Below are 6,253 nucleotides of genomic sequence, written 5' to 3' on the forward strand. Positions count from 1 at the left end.
GCTTAATTATTTGAGGGTTACCGTTGCGCCAACTTCTTCAAGCTGTTCCTTGATCTTGTTAGCGTCGTCTTCGGACAAGCCTTCCTTGATAACCTTAGGAGCGGCGTCAACCAGACCCTTGGCATCCTTCAGACCTTGGCCAGTGATTTCACGAACAGCCTTGATAACCTTAACCTTTTCTTGGCCGGCTTCGGTCAATTCAACGTCATAGGTATCCTTGGTAGCTGCAGCGTCGCCACCAGCAGCGGCACCGGCAGCAACAGGAGCAGCTGCCTTAACACCGAATTCATCTTCGATTGACTTAACTAAGTCATTGAGTTCCAAAATGGAAGCATCTTTAAGTTGTGCAATGATGCCATCTACATCTAAAGCCATGTTTGTTTCCTCCGTTTTTTAAATAGTTTGTAACGTCATATTATGCAGCAGGTTCTTCGTCTTTGGCTTCTGCAACTGCTTTAACAACAAGTGCAAAGTCGCGGACAGGTGCCTGCAAGACAGAAGCAAGTTGCGACAACAGACCTTCGCGATCTGGCATCTTGGCCATTTCCATAATGGTGTCCAAAGAAGCAACTTTATTTTCGATAATGCCGCCCTTGATCTGCAGCGCATCAAATTGGTCAGCGTACTTGGCCATAATGCGTGCCGGAGCAACAGGATCGTCATTGGAGAAGGCAACGGCTGTAGGGCCCTTGAAAACATCGTCCAATGCTTCGTAACCGTTGGCATCAGCGGCCCGACGCAGGTAAGTGTTCTTCAACACTTCCATCTTGACACCGGCCTCGCGCAGTTCCTTACGTAATGCGGTTACTTGCTCAACTGTTAAGCCCAGATAGTCAACAACGACAGCACTGGTAGCATTCTTGAATTGTTCAGAAATCGTCTTAACGAGTTCAGCTTTTTTTGCGATAGCTTGTTCACTCATGTTTTTCACCTCCATTAGTTTGGTTGAAGTTTTTAGCAATAAAAAAACTCCATGCCTACCAAGACATAGAGGTATCTTATGTTTCCGATACCACCTCGGCAGGATGATTAAGGCTTTTACGCCCCCTGAGTCTTAGGCAGAGTGACTAATCACAACGAGTAGAATACCATGGTAACCAAGGCATGTCAAAATTATTTAGCTTTAATGTCAAATTTTCAAGTCTGATTTTCAGCAGTCCCCCCAATTGTATCCCCTTTTTGATTGCGTTATATTAGTTGGGTAACTATTTTTCTGAAAGGAAGTTGGCGATTTTGCCAAGTAAACTTAAAAGTCTCGAACCATGGCAGCAAAATCTGGCTGTCTTATGGCTTGGTACCTTCATCGCCGGCATGGGCTTCAGTGAGGTCTCGCCGTTTATCTCATTATATGTCGACCAACTCGGCGATTTTACGAAAGGCCAACTCAGCATTTATTCCGGGATTACCTTCGGGGTCACTTTCATGGTCGTTGCCATTGTCAGTCCGCTTTGGGGTCGATTGGCTGATCGCCGCGGCCGTAAGCTCATGTTATTGCGTTCCAGTTTTGGGATGGCGATTATCATTGGTGCCTGCGGATTCGTGCACAATGTCTACGCCTTGATCGCGCTGCGTTTTCTGCAAGGGCTGGCGGCAGGCTACATCCCTAATGCCAGTGCGTTAATTGCGACCGAAACACCGAAAGCCAAAAGCGGTACGGCGATCGGTATTCTCACAACCGGTTATGTTTCCGGTAATTTAATCGGTCCGATTCTCGGCGGTTTTCTCGCCCAGACATTCTCGATTCGGCTGACCTTCATCATTACCGGTGCCTTGCTACTGATCGTGTTTGTTCTAAGTCTCACAATGGTTCACGAACACTATACGCCTGATCCGCGCCTGTTAAAAAAGGAAAAGCGGCCGAGACTGCTTACCCAAGTCAGCAACCCTAAAGCGATTATGGTGCTTCTCATCTCGACGGCAATCATTCAGTTAGGCAACATGTCGATTTACCCGATTATCAGTCTTTACGTCAAAGAGTTAATGCACAACGTCGGGCCAATCACAGTTGTCGCCGGCATTATCGCGGCACTACCCGGGATCTCGAATTTAATGGCGGCCCCGCGTTTAGGTCAGTTAGGTGATCGGATCGGTTCCGGTAAAATTCTGGTCAGCAGCCTGATCTTTGCTGTCATCATGTACATCCCTCAAGGCATTGTCGGCAGCATCTGGGCGTTAGGCTTTCTCCGGCTCATGATCGGCGTTTCGGATGGCGCGCTTTTCCCGACCATCCAGACCCTGCTTTCCAAACTGACGCCGGTGAGCTACACAGGAACGGTTTTCAGTTGGAATCAAAGCGCTCAGGCATTTGGTTCCATGGCCGGATCACTGGCTGGTGGTTTCATCTCCAATATTTTCGACTACAACGGCGTTTTCATTTTCACCGCTTTGTGCCTGGCGCTTGATCTTGTGATGGTCTGGACGTTCATTCCGCACATCTGGTCCAGCCGGCCGCAGCAGCAGGAATAATCGTCTGCTGTGATAAGTGGTAACAGCATATTTGTATTCAAAAAGGTTCCGTGGACGTTAATTAAATTTGTCTGCGGAACCTTTTTGAATTGTGTCTGCCAACAAGTGTTAGCGCAACAGCAGCTGCCATGTAACAAGAGGATGCAGATCAGGGATCGCTAATCGGCGGTAGACTGCCCAGGCATATGGATCGGTATCATCAAATTCACCGTTAACCACTCGGTAGTTTGCTTGAACCAGCGGCAAAACGGCCCGCATCAATCGTAAGGTATCAGCTTGCTTGACCCCGCCGAGCCAGGCACTTGTCAATTCGCCGGGCTCATCTTCAAACCAAAACACATAAGCCCGGACACTGTTGCCCACAACCCAAAAACCGGGCTGCTGCGGGTCGGCATCACTTAACGCCTTCTCAAATTGAGCTTGCGTCATTGTGGCAGGATTAACTGTGTGTGCACTTACGTAATTTTGATAGCTTAGCTGAACCACAGCCTGCCACTGGGTTGCCGTTAATTGAGAACGTGTTTTAATGTCACCGATCGTCGCTGTCGGTTGCAACATTCTATAAGTACCCATGGCGGTGTGGCGAATGACCTGAAAACCTGCCTGACGCAATTGTTGGGTGATGGTCGACGTAGCCTCATCGCTGCTAAATTGCAGACGATCGTGTTTCACTGCTATTTGCTTGAGCATTGGAATCAGCTCAGCTAACCGTATGTTTTGGCCGATCACGTTGAAATAGAGCGCACGCTTATGATAGGCATTTTGCCACACAGCCACCGCATATTGTAGAGGTCCTACTTGTGGAAAGCCACGGATGATTGCTGCTTTGTTACCAAAAAGCTGCTTTGTCCATTGATCTGCGTCTTTTAACAAAGGTTGCAATTCCGCTGGCGTGACACTTCGCCCTGCACCTGGCTGCCAATTAATCATTATCCTCAGTATCCTTTTTGTGCTCCCAAGTGCCATGCAAATGCAAGTACCCGTAACCAAACCGGCAAATGCCGTAAGCGATCGGCAACATCACGCCGATCCAGAAGTGATTCGTCAGGTAATACTGCGGGAGCGGGTTCATGTCCATCGCGGCTTCATATGCCATTTCAATCGCAAAAATCGCCACCGCTAGCATCAGCGCAGATAAAACGCCACGGGCAACTGCTAGCCAAACATACTGGTGATAAGCTTCAGGGGTATCCACTTCAATCACCTGCAGTCGGTAGTAATGTAAGCTGACCGTGTTCATCAAACCAATCACCACCGTCACCAGCAGCAGAATCCATGTGCTTGCTGTAATCATCTTTAAACTATTAGCATCAATAAAAATGGCCGTCGCACTGGCAATCAGCAGCATGAGCTCTGCCGTCAGCATGTTGCGGCCCATGATTGCGTCATAAGTGCGTTGCTTGAAGCGATCTTTGAGTGAAATACCGTAATACCATTCCGTGATTTTCTTCATAAAACTTTGCCTTCCTCGCTTTTTTGCTATGTTGTTCCATCTTAACATGCAGAACCGTTCATTCCTCAAGGCTGATACAAGTTTTGAAAATTATTTTGCTTTCTAAACACTTGAAATCATTGAAGTCTTATCCGCTTGTGATGCATCTCATGAAAATTCTTATTGACAGCAACCCGCTTTTTTGATGAAATTAAGATCGAGCAAACGTGTGTCAAGACACCCAACTTGTGAGGAATTCATCAAGGAGGAGAAAAATGACAAAGAAAGCACCGAGTCATGCGCGGTTGATCGTCGGCATTGGCATTGCCTGGCTGTTTGACGCGATGGATGTGGGGATGCTGAGTTTCGTTATCGCAGCCTTACATAAGGAATGGCAACTAAGTACTGTTGAAATGGGGTGGATCGGCAGCGTCAGTTCGATCGGCATGGCGGTTGGCGCCATTTTGTTCGGGATGATGGCCGATCGTTTTGGCCGCAAAGCCATTCTCATTCTCACACTACTGGTCTTTTCAATTGGAAGCGGCATTTCGGCTTTTGCAACGGGTTATGGTATTTTTCTTGTTTTACGCTTCATCATCGGCGCTGGGCTGGGCGGCGAACTACCAGTGGCTTCTACGCTGGTCTCCGAAAGTGTGCCGGTTGAGAAACGCGGCCGCAGCGTTGTGTTGTTAGAAAGCTTCTGGGCGGCCGGCTGGTTGCTCGCGGCTATTATTTCCTACTTTATCATGCCGGTCTGGGGCTGGCGCGTTGCCGTTTTCGCGACCGGTTTAGCCGGCTTATACGCCTTCTACTTCCGCGAAGGCATCAACGAATCACGCGCCTTCAAAAGGGTCGCCCGCCCAGGCTTGATCAAAACGCTCACGACACTCTGGCATCCGCCTTACGTACGCTCAACCATCATGCTGTGGATCGTCTGGTTCATGGTCGTCTTCTCCTATTACGGCATGTTCCTGTGGCTGCCAAGTGTGATGGTGCTTAAAGGCTTCAGCCTCATCAACAGTTTTGGGTATGTGCTGATTATGACGTTAGCCCAATTACCTGGTTATTTCGTTGCTGCCTGGTTGATTGAAAAATGGGGCCGAAAGCTCGTCTTAAGCCTGTTCCTCCTCGGCACCGCCGCCAGTGCACTGGCCTTCGGAATGGCAACGAGTCTGCCAATGCTATTAACTGCCGGCATGTTGCTCTCATTCTTCAACCTTGGTGCATGGGGTGCCCTCTACGCCTACTCACCGGAACAATACCCAACCATCGTCCGCAGCAGCGGTTCTGGCATGGCAGCCGGCATCGGTCGCATTGGCGGTATTGTCGGTCCACTGCTTGTCGGCCACCTGTTAGGCGCCAACTGGTCTGTCACCAGCATCTTTGCTATTTTCACTGCATCCATCCTCATCGCTATCGTCGCAATCGTCTTTTTGGGACAAGAAACCATGGGTGTTAAGTTGGTTGATTCGATTGAGACAGCGCCATCAAAGCCATGATAAATGCATTTATGCATACCGGCGTTTAGAATAATTTTAAAAAGAGGACAACCATTCGCTGGCTGCCCTCTTTTTTTAATGCCAAGCAAAAAGAGTGGTGCAAGAAACGTCTAAACGTTTCTCACACCACTCTCTATTTGTGTCAAAGCTTAGTTGCGTAACAACATTTAATGATCGTCGTCACTCAGCTTTACTTTGATGTTTTGTCATCCTTGCGACGTCTGGTTCCTGCAAGGCCGAACAATCCCATCAGACTGACCATAAGCAGACCGAGAACAGGAGCATCTTGATCGCTTGCCTCACCAGTTTGCGGCAATGTGTGTTTGCCACTGTTACCGTTTTCCGATGATGAGCCTGTCTGACCCGTTGTGCCACCAGTTGCTGGTAACGTGTTGCTACCACCATTGCCGGTTTGCGATGATGAACCTCCACCATTCGCGGAGTTGCCACCATTGCCACCATTGCCTGGCTGCGTGCCACTGCCGTTGCCACCGGCACCAGCTGCACTCGAGGATGAGCTTGATGACGAGCCTGAAGCTGAGCCACTGCCACCATTGCCAGCTGCGCTAGATGATGAACTCGATGATGAGCCATTGCCACCAGTATTTGGTAGGACATGATGGCTTGCTGCTGAGCTTGCTGCGGCACTCGCGGCACTGCTTGCAGTACTTTCAGCACTGGAGGCTACCGAGTTATCTGAGCTTGCAGCACTTGCGGCACTGGAAGCTGTTGAATCATCGGAAGCAGCAGCACTTGCAGCACTGCTTGCAGTACTTTCAGCACTAGATGCAGTGCTTGCTGCGGAACTTGCGGCACTGGAATAGCTGCTTGCGGCACTGCTGTCGCCGGAGTTTGC

7 protein-coding genes and 1 other annotated feature are annotated in these 6,253 nt (G+C 49.3%); of the genes, 2 read left to right on the top strand and 5 right to left on the bottom strand.

Going from position 1 to position 6,253, the window contains the following annotated elements:
• Nucleotides 1–6: 6 nt before the first annotated feature.
• Together rplL and rplJ are read right to left on the bottom strand one after the other, a co-directional pair.
• The gene (gene rplL / locus GSO_RS10825) at nucleotides 7–375 is read right to left on the bottom strand and encodes a 50S ribosomal protein L7/L12 (protein ID WP_010492057.1); all 369 of its coding nucleotides are present in this window, start codon (nucleotides 373–375) and stop codon (nucleotides 7–9) included.
• Between the two features lie 40 nt (nucleotides 376–415).
• On the bottom strand, nucleotides 416–922 hold the full coding sequence (gene rplJ, locus GSO_RS10830; protein WP_010492058.1) for a 50S ribosomal protein L10: 507 nt from the start codon (nucleotides 920–922) through the stop codon (nucleotides 416–418).
• Between the two features lie 31 nt (nucleotides 923–953).
• Nucleotides 954–1,077 (bottom strand) — a sequence feature (ribosomal protein L10 leader region).
• Nucleotides 1,078–1,233: 156 nt separating this feature from the next.
• Between rplJ and GSO_RS10835 the strand changes: the two genes are divergently transcribed.
• Nucleotides 1,234–2,466, top strand: a complete 1,233-nt coding sequence (locus GSO_RS10835; RefSeq protein WP_010492060.1) for an MFS transporter — start codon at nucleotides 1,234–1,236, stop codon at nucleotides 2,464–2,466.
• A gap of 108 nt (nucleotides 2,467–2,574) precedes the next feature.
• Here GSO_RS10835 and GSO_RS10840 read toward each other — a convergent pair whose 3' ends face one another.
• Entirely contained in the window at nucleotides 2,575–3,396 is an 822-nt protein-coding gene (locus GSO_RS10840) for a hypothetical protein (RefSeq protein ID WP_010492062.1), read from the bottom strand.
• Complete coding sequence (locus tag GSO_RS10845) at nucleotides 3,389–3,919, bottom strand: hypothetical protein (protein WP_010492064.1); 531 nt, start codon at nucleotides 3,917–3,919, stop codon at nucleotides 3,389–3,391. Before GSO_RS10845 ends, GSO_RS10840 begins: the two co-directional genes overlap by 8 nt.
• A 254-nt stretch (nucleotides 3,920–4,173) precedes the next feature.
• Here GSO_RS10845 and GSO_RS10850 point away from each other — a divergent pair, with 254 nt between their 5' ends.
• Nucleotides 4,174–5,397 (top strand): MFS transporter, encoded by a 1,224-nt coding sequence (locus GSO_RS10850; protein WP_010492066.1) that lies wholly within the window; start codon nucleotides 4,174–4,176, stop codon nucleotides 5,395–5,397.
• A gap of 190 nt (nucleotides 5,398–5,587) precedes the next feature.
• Here the strand turns inward: GSO_RS10850 and GSO_RS15930 are convergent.
• Nucleotides 5,588–6,253: LPXTG cell wall anchor domain-containing protein (locus tag GSO_RS15930; RefSeq protein WP_010492068.1), on the bottom strand; the 666-nt coding region annotated here is incomplete at its 5' end.

This window comes from Lacticaseibacillus zeae DSM 20178 = KCTC 3804 (genome assembly GCF_000260435.1).
Lineage (GTDB): Bacteria > Bacillota > Bacilli > Lactobacillales > Lactobacillaceae > Lacticaseibacillus > Lacticaseibacillus zeae.